This is a genomic window from Amycolatopsis sp. cmx-11-51 (assembly GCF_047608665.1).
Classification (GTDB): domain Bacteria; phylum Actinomycetota; class Actinomycetes; order Mycobacteriales; family Pseudonocardiaceae; genus Amycolatopsis.
Genome location: NZ_JADNQO010000014.1, coordinates 73,353 through 95,458 on the forward strand (window position 1 = coordinate 73,353; position 22,106 = coordinate 95,458).

Annotated in this window: 20 protein-coding genes and 1 pseudogene; 12 read left to right on the forward strand and 9 right to left on the reverse strand. The window is 69.6% G+C overall.

Annotated elements, in window-relative coordinates; genetic code table 11:
• Positions 1-15: 15 nt before the first annotated feature.
• From ACM6LU_RS32235 to ACM6LU_RS32250, 4 genes are all read right to left on the reverse strand, one after another.
• Complete coding sequence (locus ACM6LU_RS32235) at positions 16-2,295, reverse strand: AAA family ATPase (RefSeq protein ID WP_414941592.1); 2,280 nt, start codon at positions 2,293-2,295, stop codon at positions 16-18.
• 243 nt (positions 2,296-2,538) lie between these two features.
• A complete protein-coding gene (gene pssA / locus ACM6LU_RS32240; RefSeq protein WP_414941593.1) occupies positions 2,539-3,510 on the reverse strand; it encodes a CDP-diacylglycerol--serine O-phosphatidyltransferase in 972 nt (323 codons plus the stop codon).
• 3 nt (positions 3,511-3,513) lie between these two features.
• The gene (locus tag ACM6LU_RS32245; protein WP_414941594.1) at positions 3,514-4,242 is read right to left on the reverse strand and encodes a phosphatidylserine decarboxylase; all 729 of its coding nucleotides are present in this window, start codon (positions 4,240-4,242) and stop codon (positions 3,514-3,516) included.
• 477 nt (positions 4,243-4,719) lie between these two features.
• Positions 4,720-5,010, reverse strand: coding sequence for a GlsB/YeaQ/YmgE family stress response membrane protein (locus ACM6LU_RS32250; RefSeq protein ID WP_414941595.1), 291 nt, complete (start codon positions 5,008-5,010; stop codon positions 4,720-4,722).
• 80 nt (positions 5,011-5,090) lie between these two features.
• On the opposite strand from ACM6LU_RS32250, the gene ACM6LU_RS32255 reads away from it, so the two are divergent.
• Together ACM6LU_RS32255 and ACM6LU_RS32260 are read left to right on the forward strand one after the other, a co-directional pair.
• On the forward strand, positions 5,091-5,654 hold the full coding sequence (locus ACM6LU_RS32255) for an ArsR/SmtB family transcription factor (RefSeq protein WP_414941596.1): 564 nt from the start codon (positions 5,091-5,093) through the stop codon (positions 5,652-5,654).
• Positions 5,651-6,904, forward strand: coding sequence for an MFS transporter (locus tag ACM6LU_RS32260; protein WP_414941597.1), 1,254 nt, complete (start codon positions 5,651-5,653; stop codon positions 6,902-6,904). Before ACM6LU_RS32255 ends, ACM6LU_RS32260 begins: the two co-directional genes overlap by 4 nt.
• 523 nt (positions 6,905-7,427) lie before the next feature.
• Here ACM6LU_RS32260 and glp read toward each other — a convergent pair.
• Positions 7,428-8,621, reverse strand: a complete 1,194-nt coding sequence (gene glp / locus ACM6LU_RS32265) for a gephyrin-like molybdotransferase Glp (protein WP_414941598.1) — start codon at positions 8,619-8,621, stop codon at positions 7,428-7,430.
• A gap of 74 nt (positions 8,622-8,695) precedes the next feature.
• On the opposite strand from glp, the gene ACM6LU_RS32270 reads away from it, so the two are divergent.
• The 5 genes from ACM6LU_RS32270 to groL all read left to right on the forward strand — a co-directional run bounded on the left by ACM6LU_RS32270 (position 8,696) and on the right by groL (position 13,695).
• Entirely contained in the window at positions 8,696-9,373 is a 678-nt protein-coding gene (locus ACM6LU_RS32270; protein WP_414941599.1) for a TIGR00266 family protein, read from the forward strand.
• Between the two features lie 4 nt (positions 9,374-9,377).
• Complete coding sequence (locus ACM6LU_RS32275) at positions 9,378-10,001, forward strand: AIM24 family protein (protein ID WP_414941600.1); 624 nt, start codon at positions 9,378-9,380, stop codon at positions 9,999-10,001.
• A 114-nt stretch (positions 10,002-10,115) separates the two neighbouring features.
• Complete coding sequence (locus ACM6LU_RS32280; RefSeq protein WP_076160121.1) at positions 10,116-10,319, forward strand: cold-shock protein; 204 nt, start codon at positions 10,116-10,118, stop codon at positions 10,317-10,319.
• Between the two features lie 57 nt (positions 10,320-10,376).
• Positions 10,377-11,807, forward strand: a complete 1,431-nt coding sequence (locus ACM6LU_RS32285; protein ID WP_414941601.1) for a serine/threonine-protein kinase — start codon at positions 10,377-10,379, stop codon at positions 11,805-11,807.
• Positions 11,808-12,066: 259 nt separating this feature from the next.
• Positions 12,067-13,695: a chaperonin GroEL gene (gene groL / locus ACM6LU_RS32290; protein ID WP_414941602.1), complete on the forward strand. Its 1,629-nt coding sequence runs from the start codon at positions 12,067-12,069 to the stop codon at positions 13,693-13,695.
• Positions 13,696-13,898: 203 nt separating this feature from the next.
• On the opposite strand, the gene ACM6LU_RS32295 is transcribed toward groL, so the two are convergent.
• Entirely contained in the window at positions 13,899-14,123 is a 225-nt protein-coding gene (locus tag ACM6LU_RS32295; protein ID WP_414941603.1) for a PspC domain-containing protein, read from the reverse strand.
• Between the two features lie 143 nt (positions 14,124-14,266).
• Here ACM6LU_RS32295 and ACM6LU_RS32300 point away from each other — a divergent pair, with 143 nt between their 5' ends.
• The 4 genes and pseudogenes from ACM6LU_RS32300 to ACM6LU_RS32315 all read left to right on the forward strand — a co-directional run bounded on the left by ACM6LU_RS32300 (position 14,267) and on the right by ACM6LU_RS32315 (position 16,315).
• Entirely contained in the window at positions 14,267-14,641 is a 375-nt protein-coding gene (locus tag ACM6LU_RS32300; RefSeq protein ID WP_414941604.1) for a hypothetical protein, read from the forward strand.
• Entirely contained in the window at positions 14,572-14,964 is a 393-nt protein-coding gene (locus ACM6LU_RS32305; protein WP_414941605.1) for a hypothetical protein, read from the forward strand. The genes ACM6LU_RS32300 and ACM6LU_RS32305 overlap by 70 nt, the downstream gene beginning before the upstream one ends.
• A 78-nt stretch (positions 14,965-15,042) precedes the next feature.
• Positions 15,043-15,255: pseudogene (locus ACM6LU_RS32310) on the forward strand (hypothetical protein); the annotation flags it as partial.
• A 151-nt stretch (positions 15,256-15,406) separates the two neighbouring features.
• Entirely contained in the window at positions 15,407-16,315 is a 909-nt protein-coding gene (locus tag ACM6LU_RS32315) for a M23 family metallopeptidase (RefSeq protein ID WP_414941606.1), read from the forward strand.
• A gap of 65 nt (positions 16,316-16,380) precedes the next feature.
• On the opposite strand, the gene ACM6LU_RS32320 is transcribed toward ACM6LU_RS32315, so the two are convergent.
• Entirely contained in the window at positions 16,381-17,319 is a 939-nt protein-coding gene (locus tag ACM6LU_RS32320; protein WP_414941607.1) for an o-succinylbenzoate synthase, read from the reverse strand.
• A 57-nt stretch (positions 17,320-17,376) separates the two neighbouring features.
• On the opposite strand from ACM6LU_RS32320, the gene ACM6LU_RS32325 reads away from it, so the two are divergent.
• A complete protein-coding gene (locus tag ACM6LU_RS32325; protein WP_414941608.1) occupies positions 17,377-20,199 on the forward strand; it encodes an AfsR/SARP family transcriptional regulator in 2,823 nt (940 codons plus the stop codon).
• A gap of 119 nt (positions 20,200-20,318) precedes the next feature.
• Here the strand turns inward: ACM6LU_RS32325 and ACM6LU_RS32330 are convergent, their stop codons facing one another.
• Together ACM6LU_RS32330 and ACM6LU_RS32335 are read right to left on the reverse strand one after the other, a co-directional pair.
• The gene (locus ACM6LU_RS32330) at positions 20,319-21,134 is read right to left on the reverse strand and encodes a DUF72 domain-containing protein (protein WP_414941609.1); all 816 of its coding nucleotides are present in this window, start codon (positions 21,132-21,134) and stop codon (positions 20,319-20,321) included.
• Positions 21,135-21,186: 52 nt separating this feature from the next.
• Entirely contained in the window at positions 21,187-21,942 is a 756-nt protein-coding gene (locus ACM6LU_RS32335; RefSeq protein ID WP_414941610.1) for a DUF4253 domain-containing protein, read from the reverse strand.
• Between the last annotated feature and the right edge of the window lie 164 nt (positions 21,943-22,106).

Genomic DNA, 22,106 nt, shown 5'->3' on the forward strand with positions numbered 1-22,106 from the left:
GGGCCTTTCACGTATTCACGCCTGGTTCCGCGCGTACGCCTCCAGTGCCGCGAGCTGTGCCGGGTCGAGTGACGGCCGCACCGCCTTGGCCGCCTTCGCCAAGTGAGCGGCGGTGACCTCCTTGGCCTCCAGCGACTCCCGCATCGCGGTCAGCGCGGCCTCCCGGATCAGCGCCGCGCAGTCCGCCGCCGAGTAACCGTCCAAAGTGGTCGCGTACGCCGCCAAGTCCACATCGGACGCGAGCGGCGTGTTCTTGGCGCTGGCGGCCAGGATCGCCTCTCGGGCGTGCGCGTCCGGCGGCGGGACGTAGACGCGGCGCTCCAGCCGCCCCGGCCGCAGCAGTGCCGGGTCGACCAGCTCCGGCCGGTTCGTCGCACCGAGGACGACGACCTCGCGCATCGGCTCGACACCGTCCAATTCGGTCAGCAGGGCCGCGACGACCCGGTCCGACACGCCGGCGTCCGAGGACTGGCCGCGGCGCGGGGCGAGCGCGTCGATCTCGTCGAGGAAGATCAGCGACGGCGCGGCCTCGGCGGCGCGCCGGAAGAGTTCCCGCACCGCCCGCTCGGACTCGCCGACCCACTTGTCCATCAGTTCGGCGCCCTTGACCGCGAACACGTTCAGCGCGCCGGTGCCCGCGAGCGCGCGGACCAGGAACGTCTTGCCGCCGCCGGGCGGCCCGTACAGGAGCACGCCACGCGGCGGGTCGACGCCGAGGCGGGCGAACGAATCCGGATAGCGCAGCGGCCACAGCACCGCCTCGGTCAGCGACTGCTTGACGTCGACCATGTTGCCGACGTCGTCGAGGGTGAGCCCGCCGGTGGCCAGATTGTCCGAAGTGGACATCGAGATCGGGCGGACGGTGGTCAGCGCGTCGAGCAGGTCCTGCTGGGAGATCCGCGGCTCGTCCGCCTCACGTTGCCGCAGCGCGGCGCGGAGGGCGGCGTCGCGGCGGAGCGCGATGAGGTCGGCGGCCACGAAGCCGGGGGTGCGTTCGGCGATCGGGCCGACGTCGACCCCGGTCTCCAGCGGGGCGTCGCGCAACAGGACACGCAGCAGTTCCGTGCGGGTCTTGGCGTCCGGCAGTGGCAGGCCGAGCTCGCGGTCGAGCAGGTCGGCCGCGCGCAGCCTCGGATCGGTCGACTCGGCCCGGCCGGTGGTGGCGATGACGGCGAAACCTTTGCTCCGCAAAGCCTTGCGCAGGTCATCGAGGACGACCGTCGCGAGCGGCGGCGGCTGGGAAGCTGGCAGCAGCGCGTCGATGTCGGTGATCAGCAGGACGGCGGGATCTTCGTCGCTCGTGGCCCGCTCGATCGCCTCACGCAGCCGCGCGGCGGCCACGTTCGGGTCGAGGACGGCGATGTTCGGCGCCGCGAGCGACACCACCCGCACCTTCTCGGCCTGTGCCACGGCGCGGACCAGCGTCGCCTTCCCGACGCCTTCCGGCCCGGACAGCAGGACCCCGAGGTGCGCCGACGTCCCGAGTTTGGCCAGCAGCTCCGGGCGGTGGAAGGCCAGGTCGAACCATTCGGCGAGCTTGCGCGCGGCCGATCCGGATCCGGCGAGGTCGGACAGGGGAGGTACGGATTCGTCGGCCACTTCGTCGCTTTTTTCGTCTTCGACGATCTCGGCGTCGATGAAGTCCTCGTGCGGGGTCGAGGGGGTGCTGCGCACCAAGGTCGTCCCGGCGCGGGCCGGAGCGGTGGCGGGCGTGGCCTCACCGGTGCGGGCGCCGTCGCGCCAGCTGACCACAGTGGACGGTCCGACGGCGACCGGGCCCGACGGCTCGGTGGCGGTGACGGTGAGCAGTTCGTTCGTCCACGTCAGGCCGATGGCGCGGGAGAGCTGGCCGCGGACCGCGGAGACGTCGGAGCCGGGTGCGGGCGCGAGATCCTGGGGAAGCAGGGAAACCGCGTCGCCGACGGTCAGCACCTTGCCGATCAGGGCGAGCCGCAGGGTGTGCGGGGAGAGCGACACGCTGGCCATCCGCGAGCCCGACACGGTGACCGTCTTCGCGGCCGACACCTCCGCCGGCGCGACGACCACCTCCGAACCCTCGGTCACGCCGAGGTTCGACATCGTGACGTCGTCGACGAGGATCACGCCCGGGATCCCCTCCGCTTCCGAAGGCGCGGCCAGCGCCGAGCTGACCCGCGCGCCGGTGAGGCGGACCGCGTCCCAGGCCATCAGGCCGAGCGCGTCGAGGACTTCGGGGTGCAGCCGGACGACGCCGCGGCGGGAATCCAGGGCGGACGGGGTGTGCCGGACGGTCAGCGTGATCTGGGGTGCGCTCACCCTGTCACCCTATCCAGCCTCAGGCCGCCCAGCCGTTGAAGTGGGCGATCCGCTCGAGTGGCGGCCGCTTGCCAGGCCGGAACTCCCGCCGCGTCGTCTACGCGACGCAGCGGTCTGCGCCCGGTTTCAGCGGCTGGTGACCGCCGAGGAACTGCCTTTCCCCGCACCGAGTGCCGCCCTCGATGCGGGAGGGCGACTGCCCACGGGACTTCGAATTCCAGCTGGACCTGCTGATCGGCGCGCTCAGCGCTTCCGCAACCCGATCCGGCGCCACGAGCGGCGACGGGGTCCGCGGCCGTTGTCCCGATCCTTCTCACTGGTGATGGTGCGCGGAGCGCGCGCGACGTGTTGTTCGCCCCGCTGCAGCCGGACGCGTTGAGCGGCACCGGCCACCACGCGCCGCAGCGGCGGACGCAGGCCCAGACGGTGGCGGCTCGAAGAACGCCGGATCGCGCGTCGTTCCCGCGGCGGGGCCATCCACGCTTCCGGGTGCTTGGCGAGCCAGCGTTGCCGGTACATCGAGTACGGGATGTGCGCCAGGTACAGCACCAGCGCGATCGCCAGCGCCACCAGTGGGAACTGGATGATCGCGGCGGCCAGCAGGCCCACCCCGACCAGCAGCGGCGCGATCGCCTTCGCCGGCGCCCTCACCGTCTTCAGCGAAAGCGTCGGGATCCGGCTGATCAGCAGCGCGGCCACGGCGATCGTCCACACCCACACCACGTACTGGTGCGACCACCAGCCCTGCCCGAACTGCAGTTCCAGGATCAGCGGCAGCATCGCCAGCAGACCACCGGCGGGCGCGGGCACGCCGACGAAGAACTCACCCGCGTACGGCGGCTGTTCGGCGTCCTCGATCAGCGTGTTGAACCGCGCCAGCCGCAAGATCATGCAGACCGCGAAGATCAGCGACGCGACCCAGCCGATCCGCGCGCCCTCGGCGTGCCAGACGTACAGCACCAGTGCGGGCGCGACACCGAACGAGATGCCGTCGGACAGCGAGTCGAGCTCCTGCCCCATCTTCGACGTCGCGTCCAGCAGCCGTGCGATCCGGCCGTCCAGGCTGTCGAGCACCGCGGCGATCCCGATCGACGCGATCGCCATCGGATAGTTGCCGATCAGCGCGAACTGTACCGACGACAGACCGGCGCACAGGGCGAGCACCGTGATGGCGTTCGGCAGCAGCCGGACGCCGGGAGTGGTCACACGGACCATGGATCAGCCTTCCGGGTGCGGCGCCGTGGGCAGCTCGGCGATCGGGGTCTCGCCGCCGATCGTGCGCTGGCCCTTCGAGACGAGGACCTTGCTGCCCGGCGGCAGGTACAGGTCGACTCGCGAGCCGAAGCGGATGATGCCGTACGTCGAGCCGACGCCGACTTTGTCACCCTCGCGGATCTCACAGAGGATGCGCCGGGCCACCAGCCCGGCGATCTGCACCACGACGAGCTCGTGGCCGTCTCCGGTGCGCATGAGCACGGAGTTGCGCTCGTTGTCCTCGCTCGCCTTGTCCAGGTCCGCGGACAGGAACTTCCCGGGCCGGTAGGCGACCCGCTCGATCACACCCGACGCCGGGATCCGCTGGACGTGCACGTCGAACACCGACAGGAACACGCTCACCCGCATCCGGGGCACGGCGGGCAGCCCGAGTTCGGGTGGCGGCACGGCCTCTTCGATCAGCGAGACCAGACCGTCCGCCGACGCGACCGCGAGGCCGGACTGGGCGGGCGGGACGCGCTTGGGCTCACGGAAGAACGCGGCCGTGGCGGCCGTCGCGAGCGCGCCGACGACGCCGAGGCGCTTGGAGAACCTCCGCAGCACCAGCGTCGCGGCGAGACCGCCGAACACGAACGGCCTGCCGGCCGGGTGCATCGGCGGAACGGTCTCGCGCGCCAGCTTCACGGCGTGCGCGAGTGGGTTACCAGTGGCTTCCGGCCGGTTGCCGCTCATTGGTCGGGTTCACCGCAGTTCGTGTCGGGGGGTTGGGGCATGAGGAGCCACCACGCTACCGCCCTGTCCGGGGCCGGGCCGTGGCCTCCCCCGGAAGGGTTTCCCCGGTCCGGGTGGGAGGGGCCACATCGCGGTAACGGTAGGTGGAAATATCCGATAACTCTAGGTAGTTGATGCCGATCGCCGACCGTGAGGACCCGTGCATGCCCGCCAGTCCGGACCCCGCAGGCGAGCGTCTCGCCGAGTTGTTCCGAGCCTGGAAGAGGGACATTTCGGCGGCGCCGATGCCTTCGCTCGTCGACCCCGTCCGCGCCGTCTCGGTGATCGCCGAGGCGCGAGCGGCCGGGTGCATATGCCCCCCGACGGCATATGCACCCGGCCGCGGCCGCTGGAACTGAGCGAAAGTTCCACCTTAGTTCGCCGGACGCCCGTGATCACCCGTCGCGAGTCAACCGTTACCAACGGTTACTCCAGTGGTCACCGGCGATGGGGCGGCTGAGAATCGCGTCGCCCGGAGCCGCGCACCAGTCGCAGCAGGGCGAGTAGCACGATCGAGCCGAGGATGGCGACGCCGAAGCTGGGGAAGTCGAACTCGAAGTTCCGCGCGGTGCCCGTCGCGAGGCGGTAGATGAAACCGCCCAGCGCCGCGCCGAGCACACCGATCAGGATGCTGAACAGGCAGCCGCCCCGGCGGTCCGGGCCGCCCACCGCGACGTTGGCCAGCCATCCGGCGATGGCGCCGAACACGATCCACGAGAAGAAACCCATGCCACGAGGTTACCGACGCGAATGGAGTAGCGCACAAGAAGGCTTGTGCAAGAACTCTTGTGCAACTACTGTTGTGCGTTATGGCCGATCGCGAAGTGCATGAAGTCCACGACTCGAAGGTGCTCGCCGCGATGTCGCATCCGCTGCGGCGCCGCCTGCTCGACGTCCTCCGCCTCGACGGCCCGTGTACCGCGTCCGTACTCGCCGAGCGGACCGGGCAGGCCGTCGGGAACGTCAGTCACCACCTGAAGGTGCTGGCCGCCAGCGACCTCGTCGAGGAGGCGCCCGAACTCGCGCGTGACCGGCGTGAGCGCTGGTGGCGGCGCGTCGGGTACGCGGTTTCCTGGTCCCCGTCGGACTTCCCGGACGACCCGGTCGCGGCCGCCGCCGAATCCCTCGCCCTCGAACGTCAGGTCTCCATGGCGCGGCAATGGTTCGCTGAACGGGAGACCTATCCCGAGCAGTGGCACCGGGCCGCCTTCGTGACCGACAGCTGGATGAAGCTGTCGGTCACGGAAATGGCCGAGATCGAGGGCCGGATCCAGGCGCTGGTCCGGGAGTACAGCGACCGCGAACAGCCGGACGACGGCCAGGAACGCAGGCCGGTGTTCTTCGCCACCCGAGCCGCCCCGGCCCGGCCGTGAGCGTCCGCGAACGCGGCGGATTGCTGCGCTCACGTGATTTCCGGCTGTTGTGGACCGGCGAAACGACCAGTGTGCTCGGCAGTTCCATCGCCGTCGTCGCGCTGCCGCTCGTCGCGGTGGTCACCCTGGAGGCGAGCACGTTCGCGGTCGGGCTGCTGACCGCGGCCGCCTGGGTGCCGTGGCTGCTCATCGGCCTGCCCGCCGGCGCGTGGGTCGACCGCTGGCCGAAACGGCCGATCATGCTGGTGTGCAACACCTTCTCGATGCTGGTGTTCCTCAGCGTCCCGGTCGCCGCTTGGTTCGGGCTGCTCACGATGACCCACTTGATCGTCGTCGCTCTGGCGGGCGGTGTCGCGAAGGTGTTCTTCAACGTCGCCTACCGCGCCTATCTGCCTTTACTGGTCTCCAAGGAGGAGCTCCAGGAGGCCAACGAGAAACTGCAGGGCAGCGAGTCCGCCGCGCAGATCGGCGGACCCGGGCTCGCCGGTCTGCTGGCCCAGGGATTCGGCGCCGTCGCCGGGGTGCTCGCCGACGCCGCCAGTTTCGGGATCTCCTTGCTGTGCCTGCGATCCATCCGCTACCGCGAACCACGACGCGTGGTCACGACGCGGACGCGACTGCGGGACGAGATCCGCGAGGGCCTCGATTTCGTCCTCCGCGACCGGTTCCTGCGCGTGTTCGCGGTCTTCGGCGCGGTCTCGAACGTCGCGCTCATGGGTTACCAGTCGATCGAGGTCGTGTTCCTCGCCCGCGATCTGGGGGTGGGGCCGGGTGCCGTCGGACTGGTGCTCGCGCTCGCCGGCGTTGGCGGCGTTTTCGGTGCCGCGTTGTCGGGCAAACTCGCCGCACGCATCGGCACCGCGCGAGCCTTCGTGCTCTGTGAGGCCTTCGGGGCGCTGATGATGCTGCTGGGGCCGCTCGCGCAGGGCGGCTGGGGGCTCGCTTTCTTCGTCGCCGCGGGGTTCTCGCTCAGCGCCGGGGTGGTCGGCTCGAACGTCCTCAACGCCACGTTCAAGCAGCGCTACATCCCGGCGGCGATGTTCGGCAGGGTCACCGCGAGCATGTCCGTGCTCAGCTTCGGCGCGATCGCGCTCGGCGGCCTGCTCGGCGGGATCCTCGGTGAGACCGCCGGCGTGCGGCAGACGTTGTGGCTGATGGCCGGGCTCGAAGTCGTCGCCGTCGCCGCCCTGCTGTTCACGCCGATCGGCCGGTGCCGCGACTTCCCGGCCGCGTCGCGTTCAGCGGGCTAAACGCGCTCCGGTGCGTGGTGGAGGCCTCCTTCCTTACCTTGAGGGTCAGGGTCCCGGCAAAGTCGCGGAGCTGGTCAAGCGGGTCGTGAGTGGCGATTCAGGTTTTACCCGACCTGTTTTGCCTACTGGCTGAAGCGGTGTCATCCTCCCCACTCGATGAAGTTGACCTTGATCGACGGAGGATCGGGGACGTTGAGTGTCCTCAATCCTCCGTCGATCATGGTTCGAGGCCCTGCGCCGTCGGGCTGATCACGCGTGGATAAGCAACTGCCGGTCCGCCCTGACCCGAATTGCCACTCACGACCGAAGGGTGGTTCGGACGGCAAGCGCGGCCGCCCCCGGTGTCGCGAAAGCCACTTTCGCGACGTCAGAGGTCCCGAAAGTGGCTTTCGCGACACCATACGGCAGTTGCGCGACTTTGCCGGGACCCTGACCTTGAGGGTAGGCAAGGAGGCCTTCGCGGACCGGCCCAAGCGTTGCCAGACCACGTGAAGGGCCCTTCACGTGGTCTGGCAACGCAGCGTCACAGCAGCAGGACGTCCACCTCGTCGCCCTGTGCGGCCGAGTCGACGTCCTCCGGCAGCACGATCAGGCAGTTCGCCTGCGTGAACGACGCCAGCAGATGCGATCCCGGCCCGCCGCGCGGCCCGACGATCCCGGTGACCTCGCCCTCGGAATGCGTGTAGAAGCCCCGTCGGAACTGGCGTCGTCCGGCCGGGGACGTCATCGCCTCGGTCAGCCGGGCCCGCATCCGCTGCCGGTCGACCCCGGAATGTCCCATCGCCGCGAGCAACGCCGGCCGCAGGAACGCTTCGAAGGACACGAGCACGCTCACCGGGTTGCCCGGCAACGTCACCACCGGCACGCCGTTCCACCGGCCGCAGCCCTGCGGACCGCCCGGCTGCATCGCGATCTTCCGGAATTCCACGCCCTGCCCGGTCAGCGCGTCCTTCACCACTTCGTACGCCCCCGCGCTGACCCCGCCCGAGGTCACCAGCAGATCCACGTCCGCCAGCCTTGGCTCGATCACCGCGCGGAACTCGTCCACGTCGTCGACGACACTGCGCACGACCTCGGCCTCGCAGCCGAGCGCACGGATCGCGGACGCCAGCATGATGCTGTTCGACTCGTAGATCTGCCCGTGCCGCAAGGGTTCCGGCGCGTCGACGAGTTCGGTGCCGGTGGACACGACGAGCACCTTCAGTGGCCTCCGCACGGGAACCTCGGCGAGTCCGACAGCCGCCGCGAGACCCAGTTGTGCCGGGCCGAGCACGGTTCCGGCGGAAAGCGCCACCGTGCCCTCGACGACGTCTTCGCCCAGGCGCCGGATGTGCGCGCCCAGGGCGGCCGTCCTGAGAATCCGGACGTCGGTCACGCCACCGTCCGTGTGCTCGACCATCACGACGGCGTCCGCGCCGGGCGGCAGCGGGGCACCGGTCATGATCCGGTGCGCGGTACCCGGCTCCAGTTTCCCGATCTCGACGCGGCCGGCGGGGATGTCGTCGGCGACAGGCAGCGTCACAGGCGCTTCGGCGACATCGGCGGCGCGGACGGCGTAACCGTCCATCGCGGAGTTGTCGAACGGCGGCAGCGAAACCCCCGCGAGCACGTCCTCGGCCAGGACGAGCCCGGCGGCGGCGGCGAGCGGAAGGCGGATGACGGGGGCGTTTCCGAGCAGGCCGGTGACGGTCTCACGGTGGGCGTCGACGGAGATCACGCCGACCATCCTCCCCGGTCGGGGGGCGCATGCAAGACTCTGCGCGTCACAACGACCACCGGGGAGAAGAAGACATGCAGGTTCAGATCCGTCACCAGCCATCGTTCGCGGTGGCGAGGCTCATGCTCGCACCGGGTGAACCGGCGCAGGTCGAGTCCGGCGCGATGATGGCGACGAGCTACGGCGTGCAGGTCCAGTCCCAGGCCCAGGGCGGCATCATGAAGGGGCTCGGCCGCGCCTTCCTCTCCGGCGAGTCCTTTTTCATCTCCACCTACACCGCCCCGCAGAACGGCGGCTGGGTCGACGTCGCCGCGAACCTGCCCGGCGACATGCAGATCATCAACCTCGACGGCCGCACCGGCTGGTGCGTCACCCGCGGTTCGTGGCTCGCGTCTTCCCACGGCGTGCAGACCGAGACCAAATGGGGCGGGCTCAAGAACCTCGCCGGCGGCGAGGGCGGCTTCCTGACGCACGCGACGGGACAGGGCCCGCTGGTCGTGGCCTGCTACGGCGCGCTGGAGACGGTCACCCTCCAGCAGGGCGAGGTGATCACCATCGACACCGGGCACGTCGTCGCGTTCGCCGACACCCTGCAGTACCAGATCCGCAAGGTCGCCACCGGTGTCATCCAGTCGATGAAAAGCGGCGAAGGCCTCGTCTTCGACTTCGCGGGGCCGGGTCAGTTGCTTACCCAGACCCGTAATCCGTCGGCGCTGTCCGCCTGGGTGATCGCCCAGGTCCCGTCCCGCTGAGCGCATGCGCGTCCAGACGAGGCACACCCCGAACTTCGGGGTCGCACGCGTGCTGCTGTCCCCCGGCGAGGCCGTCCAGGCCACCGGGGACACCGTGCTCGCCAGCAGTTTCGGCATCACCGAAACCGTTCCCACGCGCGGTGGTTCCCGGGCGAGCAAGGCCGCCCCGTCGGTGTTCAACGCGCCGGACGGTGGCGGCTGGATCGACTTCGCGCCGCTGACCGCGGGCGACGTCTACCCGCTGGAATTCACCGGCGGGGCGGGCTGGTGCGTGAGCCGGGACGCGATCCTCGCCCGGCCCGCGACCATCCGGCAGGACCCCGGCTGGGCGCCACTGCAGAAGCTCTTCGGGGCCGACTCCGGTTTCCTGGAGCACTACAGCGGAAGCGGTCCGCTCGTGCTGGCCGCGCAGGGCCCGGTCGACGCCTTCGAGCTCACCGCCGGGGAACTCGTCACCGTGCGGCCGGACTTCCTGCTGGCCTATCCGGACACCGTGCAGTGCCGTCTCCGCGCCGTCGACCCGTCCGGCCCGCAGTCGGTCCGCACCGGCGAGGGGCTCGCGCTGGACTTCGCAGGACCAGGACGCGTCCTTGTGCAAGCGCGCAATAGGCGGCTTTTCCGCGGATGACCTTAGGGCGAATCGAGCATTGCCGACGCCGGTGATTCGGGTAGCGTGAACCGCACTCGAAACCGCCGCCCTGGCCAGAGAAGGCAGGCGGGTCCCGTGCTGAGGGAGGGCGCCGTGGCAGTCGGCACCGTCAAATGGTTCAACTCGGAAAAGGGCTACGGATTCATCGAATCCACCGAAGGGCCCGACGTCTTCGTCCACTACTCGGCCATTCAGGCCGATGGATTCCGGACGCTCGACGAGGGTGATCGGGTGGAGTTCGAAGTCCAATCCGGACGAGACGGGCGGAGTCAAGCGGCGGACGTACGCAAGGTCTAGCCCGGAGTTCTGCCGACCCCCGGCGGCCGCCGGAACTGGCGCGTTACGCTTCGCTGCGTGACAGGCGATGAGTCGGGGGACCTGACCGGTCGCCGGCTGGGCAACTACCGCATCGACGGTGTGCTCGGCAAGGGCGGCATGAGCGTGACCTACAAGGCCACGGACGTGCGGCTCGGACGCAAGGTGGCACTGAAGGTCATCGGTGATCACCTCGGGGCCGACGCCGAGTTCCGCGAACGCTTCGTCGACGAGGCGCGGAACACGTCCGCGATCGACCATGCCAACGTCGTGCCCTTGTACGACTTCGGCGAGCTCGAAGGCATGCTCTACATCGCCATGCGGATGGTCGACGGCGGGGACCTCGCCGGGCTGATCTCCGGCGGCCCGATCGCGCCCGCCCGCGCGCTGACCATGCTCGACCAGGTCGCCGACGCGCTCGACACCCTGCACAACCGGGGTCTCGTGCACCTCGACGTCAAACCGGCCAACGTCCTGGTCACCAGCAAGGAGACTTCGCGCGAGCACGTCTACGTCGCCGACTTCGGCCTGACCCGCCGCGGCGCCACCGGGCACCGGACCCGCGGCGGCGACTTCCTCGGCTCGCCCACCTACGCGGCGCCCGAGCACCTGCGCGGTGAGCCGCTCGACGGCCGCACCGACCAGTACGCCCTCACCTGTGTCCTCTACGCCTGCCTGACCGGCAGCCCGCCCTTCAAGGGCGACGTGCAGACGGTCATCAAGGGGCACCTGAACGGAGAGCCCCCGGCCATCTCGCGGATCGTCGGCGTGCCGGCCGGGATCGACGAGGTCGTCCGTAGGGGAACGGCGAAGAATCCCGCCGATCGCTACCCGAACTGTGTTGAGATGATCGCGGCCGCCAGGCGCGCGTTGGGTCCGCTCGCCATGTCGAACGAGCCACCGGGTCCGCCCGGGGCCGCGGCGTCGGTCCAGCAGCAGGCGCCGCGGCAGAACACGCCGCCACAGGGAGAGGGGGGCCCCGTGCACCCGTACGGAGGACAGCAGCCCGGCTACGGCCAGCAGGGACCGGGACCGCAGGGTCCGCCCCCGCAGGGCCCGCCGCCCGGATACGGGCCACCGCCGCAGCAGGGTGGCTACCAGCAGCAGGGCGGCTACCAGCAAGGACCGCCCCCGGGCTATGGCCCTCCGCAGCAGCAGGGCGGTTTCCAGCAGCAGGGTGGCTTCCAGCAGGGCCCGCCCCCCGGTTACGGCCCTCCGCCGCAGCAACAGGGCGGTTACCAGCCCAAGAAGAGCGGCGGCGCCAAGTGGATCTGGATCATCGTCGGCGCCCTCGTGGTCGCGGGCGCGATCGTCGCCGCCATCGTCATCTTCAGTGACTCGAGCAGTGGCAACGGTCCGCAGACCACCGCGCCGAACATCCCTGTCGGTCCCGGCGGCTCGCAGTCGCAGTCCCCGGAGTCGTCGCTGAAGGCTCCGCCGACCTCGATTCCCATCAAACCGAGCAACTGACACGCACCGCTCTGACCTGCGGTTCTTGCACTCGACCCTGGAGAGTGCTAAACACGGTATTAGCACTCGACGCCGTCGAGTGCCAGGCAAGCGGTCACCGACCGCTCGCCTGAAGGTCGGGACGGTGAGGCCGCACCCCTAACCGGGGTGGGTCGTCCGTCGCGGGCACCGCGCCTGGCCGAGGAAGAGTCCTGCTGTCGCCGCTGCTGAGAAATCACCAGCGCGGCGGTGGCGCCCAATACCGGAGGACCACACCGCAATGGCCAAACTGATCGCGTTCGACGAGGACGCCCGCCGCGGTCTTGAGCGTGGCTTGAACATCCTCGCCGATGCCGTCAAGGTGACCCTCGGCCCGCGGGGCCGCAACGTCGTGCTCGAAAAGAAGTGGGGCGCGCCGACGATCACCAACGACGGTGTCTCCATTGCCAAGGAGATCGAGCTCGAAGACCCGTGGGAGAAGATCGGGGCCGAGCTCGTCAAGGAAGTTGCCAAGAAGACCGACGACGTCGCGGGTGACGGCACCACCACCGCCACCGTGCTCGCCCAGGCTCTCGTTCGCGAGGGTCTGCGCAACGTCGCCGCCGGGGCCGACCCCATCAGCCTGAAGCGCGGCATCGAGGCGGCCGTCGAGGCCATCACCGAGCAGCTGCACAAGATGGCCGTCCAGGTCGAGACCAAGGAGCAGATCGCTGCTACCGCCTCGATCTCGGCCGCTGACCGCACCATCGGCGAGCTCATCGCCGAGGCGCTGGACAAGGTCGGCAAGGAAGGCGTCGTCACCGTCGAGGAGAGCAACACCTTCGGTCTCGAGCTCGAGCTCACCGAGGGCATGCGCTTCGACAAGGGCTACATCTCCGGTTACTTCGTGACCGACCCGGAGCGTCAGGAAGCCGAGCTCGAGGACCCCTACGTCCTCCTCTTCGGTTCCAAGATCTCCACCGTCAAGGACGTCCTGCCGCTGCTGGAGAAGGTCATCCAGTCCGGTAAGCCGCTGCTGATCATCGCCGAAGACGTCGAGGGCGAGGCTCTGGCCACCCTGATCGTCAACAAGATGCGCGGCACCTTCAAGTCCGTCGCCGTCAAGGCCCCGGGCTTCGGTGACCGCCGCAAGGCGATCCTGCAGGACATCGCGATCCTGACCGGTGGCCAGGTCATCTCCGAGGACGTCGGCCTCAAGCTGGAGAACGCGGACCTTTCCCTGCTGGGCAAGGCTCGCAAGGCCGTCATCACCAAGGACGAGACCACCATCGTCGAGGGTTCGGGAGACGCCGACCAGATCCAGGGTCGCGTCAACCAGATCCGCGCCGAGATCGACAACTCGGACTCGGACTACGACCGCGAGAAGCTCCAGGAGCGTCTGGCGAAGCTGGCCGGCGGCGTGGCCGTCATCAAGGCCGGTGCCGCCACCGAGGTCGAGCTGAAGGAGCGCAAGCACCGCATCGAGGACGCAGTGCGCAACGCCAAGGCCGCCGTCGAAGAGGGCATCGTCGCCGGTGGTGGCGTCGCTCTCATCCAGGCCGCCGAGGCTGCCTTCGCGGGTCTGAAGCTCGAGGGCGACGAGGCCACTGGTGCCAACATCGTCAAGGTCGCCGTCGAGGCGCCGCTCAAGCAGATCGCGATCAACGCCGGCCTCGAAGGCGGCGTCGTGGCGGAGAAGGTCAAGGGCCTCCCGACGGGTCACGGCCTGAACGCCGCCACCGGTGTCTACGAGGACCTGCTCGCCGCCGGCGTGCCGGACCCCACGAAGGTCACCCGCTCCGCGCTGCAGAACGCCGCTTCCATCGCGGCGCTGTTCCTGACGACCGAAGCCGTCGTGGCGGACAAGCCGGAGAAGGCCTCGGCCGCTCCCGCCGACCCGTCCGGTGGCATGGGCGGCATGGACTTCTGAGTTCGAGCCGGTAGCAGTACCACCGGAAAGCCCGGACGCGCCTCGCGCGTCCGGGCTTTTCTCATGCCGCGACCAGTCGGCTACTCGCGCGGACGGCGAAAGGCCCGGACATCCCCATGTCCGGGCCCTTCACCTACCCCCTGCCCCCGACCCCCGTCGGCCCGGCGGACGCCGCGTCCCCTGCTCGCGGCGTCCCCGTCGGTTCAGGACTCGCCCGGCTGCTCCGGAGTCAGGAGCCACGCGGCGACGTAGACCGGGATCGCGAACCCGGCGGTGAAGAAGACACCGGCCACGAGGGCGATGCGCAGGATCGCGGCGTCGACGCCGAGGTAGGCGGCCCAGCCGCCGGCGACGCCCGCGAGCATCTTGTCGGCCCGGCTGCGGTAGAGCTTCTTGGTGGCTTGGGGGGTGTACACGCTGTTCGTCATGGCTCGATCTTCGCTCCGGAACGACCCCTGGCACATCGGGGAACGGCCCGGAGCCGACCCTGGAATCCGACCCCTGAGGGTCCGGAAAACCGGATGCTCACGACGCGTCTTCGCAGGTACGACTTCTCAGTGAAAGTGCCTTGATGACGATCAAGGCGAAAGCCCTCGTCCTCGGGGTCGCGGTGCTGACCGTGCTGGGAATCGGCACGGCCGGTGCCGCGCCCGAAGGCCATGGCGCGCGGAGCAGGCTCGACATCGACCTCGCGGGTGACCTTGCCCAGCGGCTCGGCGTCGGCCTCCATTCGGTCCAGACCGCTTGGAAGTCGATCGCCGATGACGTCGGGCGGAAGTGCGACCTGGCGATGGGCGGCGTGTCGGTGACCTTGAACCGAGCGAGAAAGGGTTTCTACACCGCTCCTACCTTCGTGACGGTAAAACGCCGATCACCTTGTGCGAGAACGAAAAACGGTTCCAGACCCTGGAGCAGATCGACCAGCCGGGTGTCCGTGCGATCGTGAATCCGGGCGGTACCAACGAACAGTTCGCCGACGCCAACCTCAAGCGGGCGACGATCGTGCGGCATCCGGACAACAACACGATCTTCGCCGAGATCATGGCGGGCCGCGCCGACCTGATGATCACCGACGCGACCGAAACCCGTTGGCAGGCAAAGCAGAACCCGCGCTTGTGCGCGGTGCACCCCGACGCGCCGTTCACTTTCTCGGAGAAGGCGTACCTCCTGCCACGTGACGTCGTGTTCAAGGAGTGGGTCGACTTGTGGCTGCGTCTCGTGCTGAACGACGGGACCTACGCGCGAATCGCGAAACCCTGGCTCGGCTGAACTCGGTTTGAACCACTTTCGTTACCCGGCCGTATCTCCAGATGTGGGTGAGGAGGAAACAGACCGGAGGAAACACGGATGATGAACAGCGCCGGGAACCACCGCAAGCGGGCGACGATCGGCATCGCGTCGGTTCTCGGGGTGGCCGCCATCGCCGCGGCGATGTTCGCGGTCAGCACTCCGGCCGGACAGGCCGCGGAAAGCTGCCAGGGACTGGACACCGCCCTCCGGAACAACCTGAACTTCATCGCCGGTCAGCAGGCGGACCCGGACGCCCTTGCCGAGGCGCAGGGAAGTTCTTGATCCGCCGGACGCTCATCGAGCGGATCGGCTGAGTCACGGGCCTCCTGGACCCCTCGGCCGGGAGGGCCCGTGCTCGTTTGTATCGCACTTGTACGCCCTTTCGGGACGCTTCTCGCGAAACGCCGAGAAAGGACATCCGATGAGAATCAGACGAGTGGTCACCGCGGCCGCCACCGCGTTGCTGGGCATGGCCGGGCTGGCGATCACCGCGACGTCGGCCGAAGCCGCCGTCGGTCCGCGTCCCAACTTCCAGCTCCCGTTCCCCTGCAACCAGGTGTGGAACGGCGACAACGACAACAGCAGCGCGCACAAGGCCTACGAAATCGACTTCAACCGCGGCGGCTCCGCGGGTGCGGACCTTGGCGACACCGTCGTCGCGGCGGCCGCCGGCAAGGTGGTCACCTCGGCGCATCAGGGTTCGGCGAACGGCTTCGGCAACCTGGTGAAGATCGACCACGGTGGGGGATGGTCGACCTACTACGCGCACCTGAAGGTGCGTTCGGTCGCGGCCGGCGTGCAGGTCGCGCAGGGGCAGAAGATCGGCGAGGTCGGCAACACCTCCAAGCCGGGCAACAACATCACCCCGCACCTGCACTACGAAGTCCGCACCAACGACTCCTCGTGGCCGAGCAACATCAAGCCCGCGTACTTCAACGGCGTGAAGTTCGGCTACCCCAACGCCAACGTGACCTCCAAGAACACCTGTGGCGGCACCGGGAACCCCAACCCGTACGACGCCGTCGAGGTGTGCGGCGACGGCTACAAGGTGATCGACTCGCAGGCGCTCGGCAGCGCCGGGACCACGTACCTGCTGTACAACGGCACGAACAAGAACAACTGCGTCACCACCATCAAGGCCACGTCGGTCGGCGCGGCCAGCGCGGTCTCGGCGTTCCTCGAAGTGGAAGGCGCGGCGAGGAAGACCGACTCCGGCAGCTTCGAGTACTACGCGGGTCCGGTGAGCGCGGCCGCCGGCGCGAAGTGCGTCAAGTGGGGCGGCTCGGCGGGGTCCTCCAGCTACGAATCCCCGCTGGAACACTGCGGCTGACCCCCGCGCGGCATGAGATGAACGGGGCTTTCATCGCGAAATTCGCGATGAAAGTCCCGTTCATCTCATCCGAGGTGGGTGCGGACGCGGGTGAGACGGTCCTCCCAAGCGGCACGGATGTCCGGAGCGGCGGCGTGCGCGGAGAACAGATCCGGTTCCGGAGCGCGGAGGGGTACCGGCAGGCGACCGTCCACAGGGGACAGTGACTCGCCACAGACGTCCCCGGTCAGCAACGACATCGTGCCCAGTCCGCACGCGAAGTCCAAAGTGGGCAGAGCGCCCGCGAGCGCCAGCCCGGCGGCGAGCCCGACGCTCGTCTCGACGGCGGACGACACCACGCACGGCAGGCCACAGGCTTCGGCGACCTCCAGCGCGCGCCGGACCCCGCCCAGCGGCGCGACCTTCAGCACGGCCACGTCGGCCGCTCCCGCCACGGCCACCTTGAGCGGGTCTTCGGCCCGGCGGATCGATTCGTCCGCGGCGATCCGCACCGAGACCCGGCGCCGGACATCGGCCAGTTCCCCGATCGACGGGCACGGCTGCTCGACATACTCGAGCCCGCCCGCCGCGCGGTCCAGTGCACCGATGGCCTTGACCGCGGTGTCCACGTCCCAGGCCATGTTCGCGTCGACGCGAACCGCGCCCGACGGACCCAGCGCGGCCCGCACCGCCTCCACCCGGGCGCAGTCCTCGGCGAGGCTCACCCGCGGGTCGGCGACCTTGACCTTCGCCGTGCGACAGCCCGAAGCGGACACGAGTTCGTACGCCTGTTCCGGCGACACCACCGGGACGGTCGCGTTCACCTCGACGCTGCCCCGCACCGGCGACGGCCATCCGCGTTCGCTGGCCTCGAGCGCGGAGACGAGCCACGGCGCGCTTTCGGCGTCGGAGTAGTCGGAGAACGGGCAGAATTCGCCCCAGCCTGTCTCACCGCGGATCAGCAGTCCTTCACGGACCGTGATGCCGCGGAACCGGGTGCGCAGGGGGATCGCGTAGACGTCCATCGACGCCGATCATGCCACCGCTGGAATCATGTGCCGTTTCCCGCGGTTCCGGACAGAATGAGCGACGTGGCACTCGACTTTCGCGTGCTGGGGCCCACCGAGGTCTCGGCCGACGGGCTGCCGGTGCCCTTGGGCGGCAGCAGGCCGCTCATCGTGCTGGCCGGCCTGTTGCTGCGCGCGAACACGGTGGTGCCGGTCGAGGAACTGGGCCGCTGGCTGTGGCCCGACGACCGGCGGCGCTCCAAGGGCGCACTGCAGACCTACATCCTGCGGGTCCGCCGCGCACTCGGCGAGGAGGTCACCATCCGCACCGAACGCGGCGGCTACCTGCTCGAACTCGACGAGACCCTGCTCGACCTCGCCCGCTTCCGCTCACTAGCCGCGGCGGGCGCGGAGGCCGCGGGGGACGGCGACCTGCGCCGGGCCGCGGATCGGTTCGCCGCCGCGTTGTCCGAATGGCGGGGCCCGGCGCTGCAGAACGTCCACTCCGAAGCCCTGCTTCGGGACGAAGCCGACCAGCTGGGCGAAGAGCGGCTTCGCGTCCGTGAGCAGTGGGCAGACGCGCTCATCGCCCTCGGCGATCACGCCACCGTCGTTCCCGCGCTGACCAGGCTGTGCCGCGAGAACCCGCTGCGGGAGCGGCTGCACGAGCAGCTGATGATCGCGCTTTACCGCTCCGGCAGGCAGGCCGAAGCGCTGAACGTCTATCGCCGGATCGGCGCGGTGCTGGCCGAAGAACTCGGCCTCGACCCCGGCACGTCGCTGCAGCGCGCGCACCAGGCGATCTTGACCGGCGAAGAGGCCGTCGAGACCACTTTGGACTCCGAGCTGACGCGATACCGGCTCGGCGCCGAACCGCTGATCCCGCGTCAGCTACCGGCGGATCTCCGGGTGTTCTCGGGCCGTCAGCGCGACCTCAAGGCACTGCACGAACTGGTCCCGGAAGCGCTGGACACCGAGAGATCGACGTCCATCGCGTCGATCGAGGGCATGGGCGGGATCGGCAAGACGACGCTCGCCGTCCATTTCGCGCACGAGGTCGGGGAGCGGTTCCCCGGCGGTCAGGTGTATCTCAATCTGCGCGGCTACGGCCCCGGCGACCCGGTCGAACCCGCCACCGCGCTCGAAACCATGCTCGCGTCGGTCGGCGTGCCCGCCGACCGGATCCCCGCCGGCGTCGACGGTCGCGCGGCCACCTGGCGCACCTACAGCGCCGGCCGCCGGATGCTGATCCTGCTCGACAACGCCGCGAGTACCGAGCAGATCCGGCCGCTGCTGCCCGGCCCCGGCTGCCTGGTGCTGGTGACCAGCCGCTGGCAATTGCCGGCGCTCGTGGCGACCCACGGCGCGCGGCGCGTCGCGCTGGAGGAACTGCCCGACGAGGACGCGACCGCCCTCGTCGCTTCGACGATCGGGCTGGACCGGGTCATCGAGGATCCCGAGGCCACCGAACGGTTCGTCCGCTACTGCGGCGGGCTGCCGTTGGCGATCCGGATCCTCGCGGTGCGGGCGGCGCGGTTCCCGGACCTTTCGCTGCGGGAGTTCGTCGGGCTGCTGGAGGCCGAACAGGACAGGCTGGGTTCGTTCGACCTCGCCGACGGCGACGAGACGAACATCCGCGCCGTCTTCTCGTACTCGTATCGCGCGCTCGACGAGCGGGCCGCGCGGATGCTGCGGCTGCTCGGCCTGCCCACCGGCGGCGACTTCAGCGTGCCCGCGGCGGCGGCGGTGGCCGGGGTCGACATCGCGGAAGCGCACGCGGACCTGGCGAAACTGGCTTCCGCGCACCTGATCGCGCGGTCAAGGCCAGGCCGGTACCAGTTCCACGACCTGATCCGCGCGTACGCGGCCGAACTCTCGGCGAAGGTGGACGGGCCCGAAGCGCGGACGGGAGTGCTGGACAGGCTGCTCCACGCCTCACTGTCGTCGGCGCTGAACGCGTCCCGGCTGCTGCGCCCGGAACGGCACTACCGGCTCATCGAGCCCGAACGGTTCGCGGGCGCGGGGCTGAAGTTCGGTCATTACGACCAGGCGCTGGACTGGTTCGACGAGGAATGCGGGAACCTCATCGCCGCGGTGAACGCCGCGTACCGGGAGCGGCGGCATCGGGAGTGCTGGCAGCTCGCGTGGCTGCTGCAGTCCTTTTTCATCGTGCGAGCGCGGCTGGAGGACTGGCGTTCGGTGTTCGACGTCGCCTTGCGGGCCGCGCGCGAAGCGGGGGACCGGCCCGGTGAGGCCGCGATGCTGAGCGGGCTCGGCGTCGCTTGCGGCGTGGCGCGCCAGTACGAGGACAGCGTCGCCTACCTGAAGCAGGTGGTCGAACTGCAGCGGCTGGTCGGCGACCGCGAGGGCGAGGCGCGTGGTCTGTACAACCTCACGCTGGCGAGCCGGAACGTCGAAGGCGCCCAGAACGCGTGGGAGTACGGGACCCAGGCACTGCGGTTCATCCGGGAGCACAACGTCGGTGCGGGCATGGAGGCCGACGCGCTGCAGGCGCTCGGCGACATCTGCACCGGCGACGGACGGTACGGTCAGGCGCTCGACCTCGCCGACCAAGCGCTGGCCCTACGGGCACACGCGTTGCCCGACGAGGCCCGGTTCACCTTTCACACCAAGGGCATCGCGCTCGTCGGCCTCGGCCGCAACGACGAGGGAGTCGCCTGTATGCGGCGGGCCGTCGAAATGTTCTTCACCCACGGCGAACTCTACGAGGCGGCCGACGTGCTGGCCCAGCTCGGTGCGATCCATCTGCGGCTCGGTGATCCCTCGTCGGCCCGGGAGTGCTGGCTGCGTTCGGTGCGGGTGCTCACCGAACTTTCGCATCCGGACGCCGACGACGTCCGGACGAAGCTCGCCTCGCTCGTCTCCGGCCAAAGCTGAACGAGGCACGGGCGACCGGCGTGCCGACCCCCAGGCGCAGCACGCGAGTTCGCCCGTGACCTCTGCAGACACCTAACAGGACACCGCTCACTGTGCGCTGACTGTGCAGCGTGGGCACGTCACGCGAGGAGTTCCGCCAGCGCGATCGCGTTCTTCGGCGCCTCGACCTCGACGTCGTTGTCGAAGTAGACGTACGTGTCGCGACCCCAGCCCCCGATCTTGCGCGCCCATTTCTTCAGGGCCTTGTCGCTGTACCCGCTGACGTAAAGCTCCTCCTCGCCGTGCAGGCGCACGTAGGCGAACTCGTCGCTCGTCATCTCGTCCAAGAACGGGAACTCACCGGCGGTGTCGGCGACCACGAGCGCGATGCCGTGCTTACGGAACAGCTCAAGGCTCTCGGGCTCGGCGAAGCTCGGATGCCGTACTTCGACCGCGTGCCGGAGCTTCCGGCGTGGCTTCGGATCGGTGTGCGGTTCGGCCTTGAGCTTGTCGTCGTGCTTACTCGCGAGCTTGGCGGCGGCGTGACTGGTGCGCGGCAACAGCTCGAAGAAATTTTCGACACGCTCGGCGTCGAACGACAGCCGCGGCGGCAGCTGCCAGAGGATCGGCCCCAGCTTCCGGCCGAGCGCCAGTACCCCGGAAGCGAAGAAGTTCGCCAGCGGCGTCTCGACGTCGCGCAGTTGCTTCATATGCGTGATGAAGCGGCCGCCTTTGACGGCGAAGACGAAGTCGTCCGGTGTCTGCTCGGCCCACGTGCGATACCGCTCGGGTCGCTGCAGGGAGTAGAACGAGCCGTTGATCTCCACGGAGTTCATCCGGCCGGACAGGTATTCCAGCTCGCGCCGCTGCACCAGGCCACGGGGGTAGAAGTCCCCGCGCCAGGGTGGGTAGCGCCAGCCCGAAGTGCCGATCCTGATCTCGGCGACGTCGATCACCGCCTTCTGTCGCCGTGCTGATTCCCCCTCTCTTCCCGGCGCAAACGCCCGCTCAGGCCCACGAGAACCGCCAGCGGCGGGTCTGGACCAGGCTGGAGGCGAACTCACGCAGATTGCCCGGCTGACCGGCGAACGCGGGCAGGCAGAACGAGCGGTGCTCGGCGGCGACCGTGAGTGCGCGGCCCTGGGTGCGCGGCGGCGCGGCCACCGACAGCTCCATCGAGTCGAAGCCCAGGACGGTGAGCGTCGCGCCGAAGCGGTCTTCCCAGCTGCGCAGGACCGCGGACAGCTCGTGGACCTGATCGGTCGCCTTGATCATGCCCGTCCAGCCCAGGATCGCCGGGATGTCGGCGGGCCGCTCGGTCTGCACCAGCGCGAGCCGATGCGGTCCGCGCGCGGCCAGGATCGACCCGGTGTTGCCCGCCTCGGCCAGCGGATCCGCCCGGCGCGACGGGCGGCGGGCGAGCCCGGGGAACTTCGCGCCGAACGGACGCAGGCAGGCGCCGTCGCAGCACGACGTGTCCCACCACCGGGCCAGCACCTCGGCCGGGTCCACCGAGGCGATCCGGTGGTCGGCCGGGGCGAGCCTGCCGCGGTCGTCGATCCAGTCCTCGCCATTGGCCGCGAACCGCTGATCGTGCGGGATCAGCACCGGCCACAACCCGGACCGGTCGAATTCGGCGACACAGCCGGTGTAGCGCTCCGGCCTGGCCAAAGGCAGATCCGAAACCCAGATCCGGCCGTGCCACCGGCCGGGCGGCAGGGTCTGGACGGGCGGCGTACCCGGGCGGAACGGTGCGATCGTCATCGGCTTCCCCTCGAACTGGTGTTCGGTCAACTCTACCCGAACACTAGTTCGAAGCACTGACAGTTTTCGATACCCGTCCGCGGGATCTCAGGCTCGCCCAGGTCGAGGGGCCGAAATTTTCTCGGCGCTCTGAATTCGCCCCTCGTCCCACGTGTCCCTGAAGT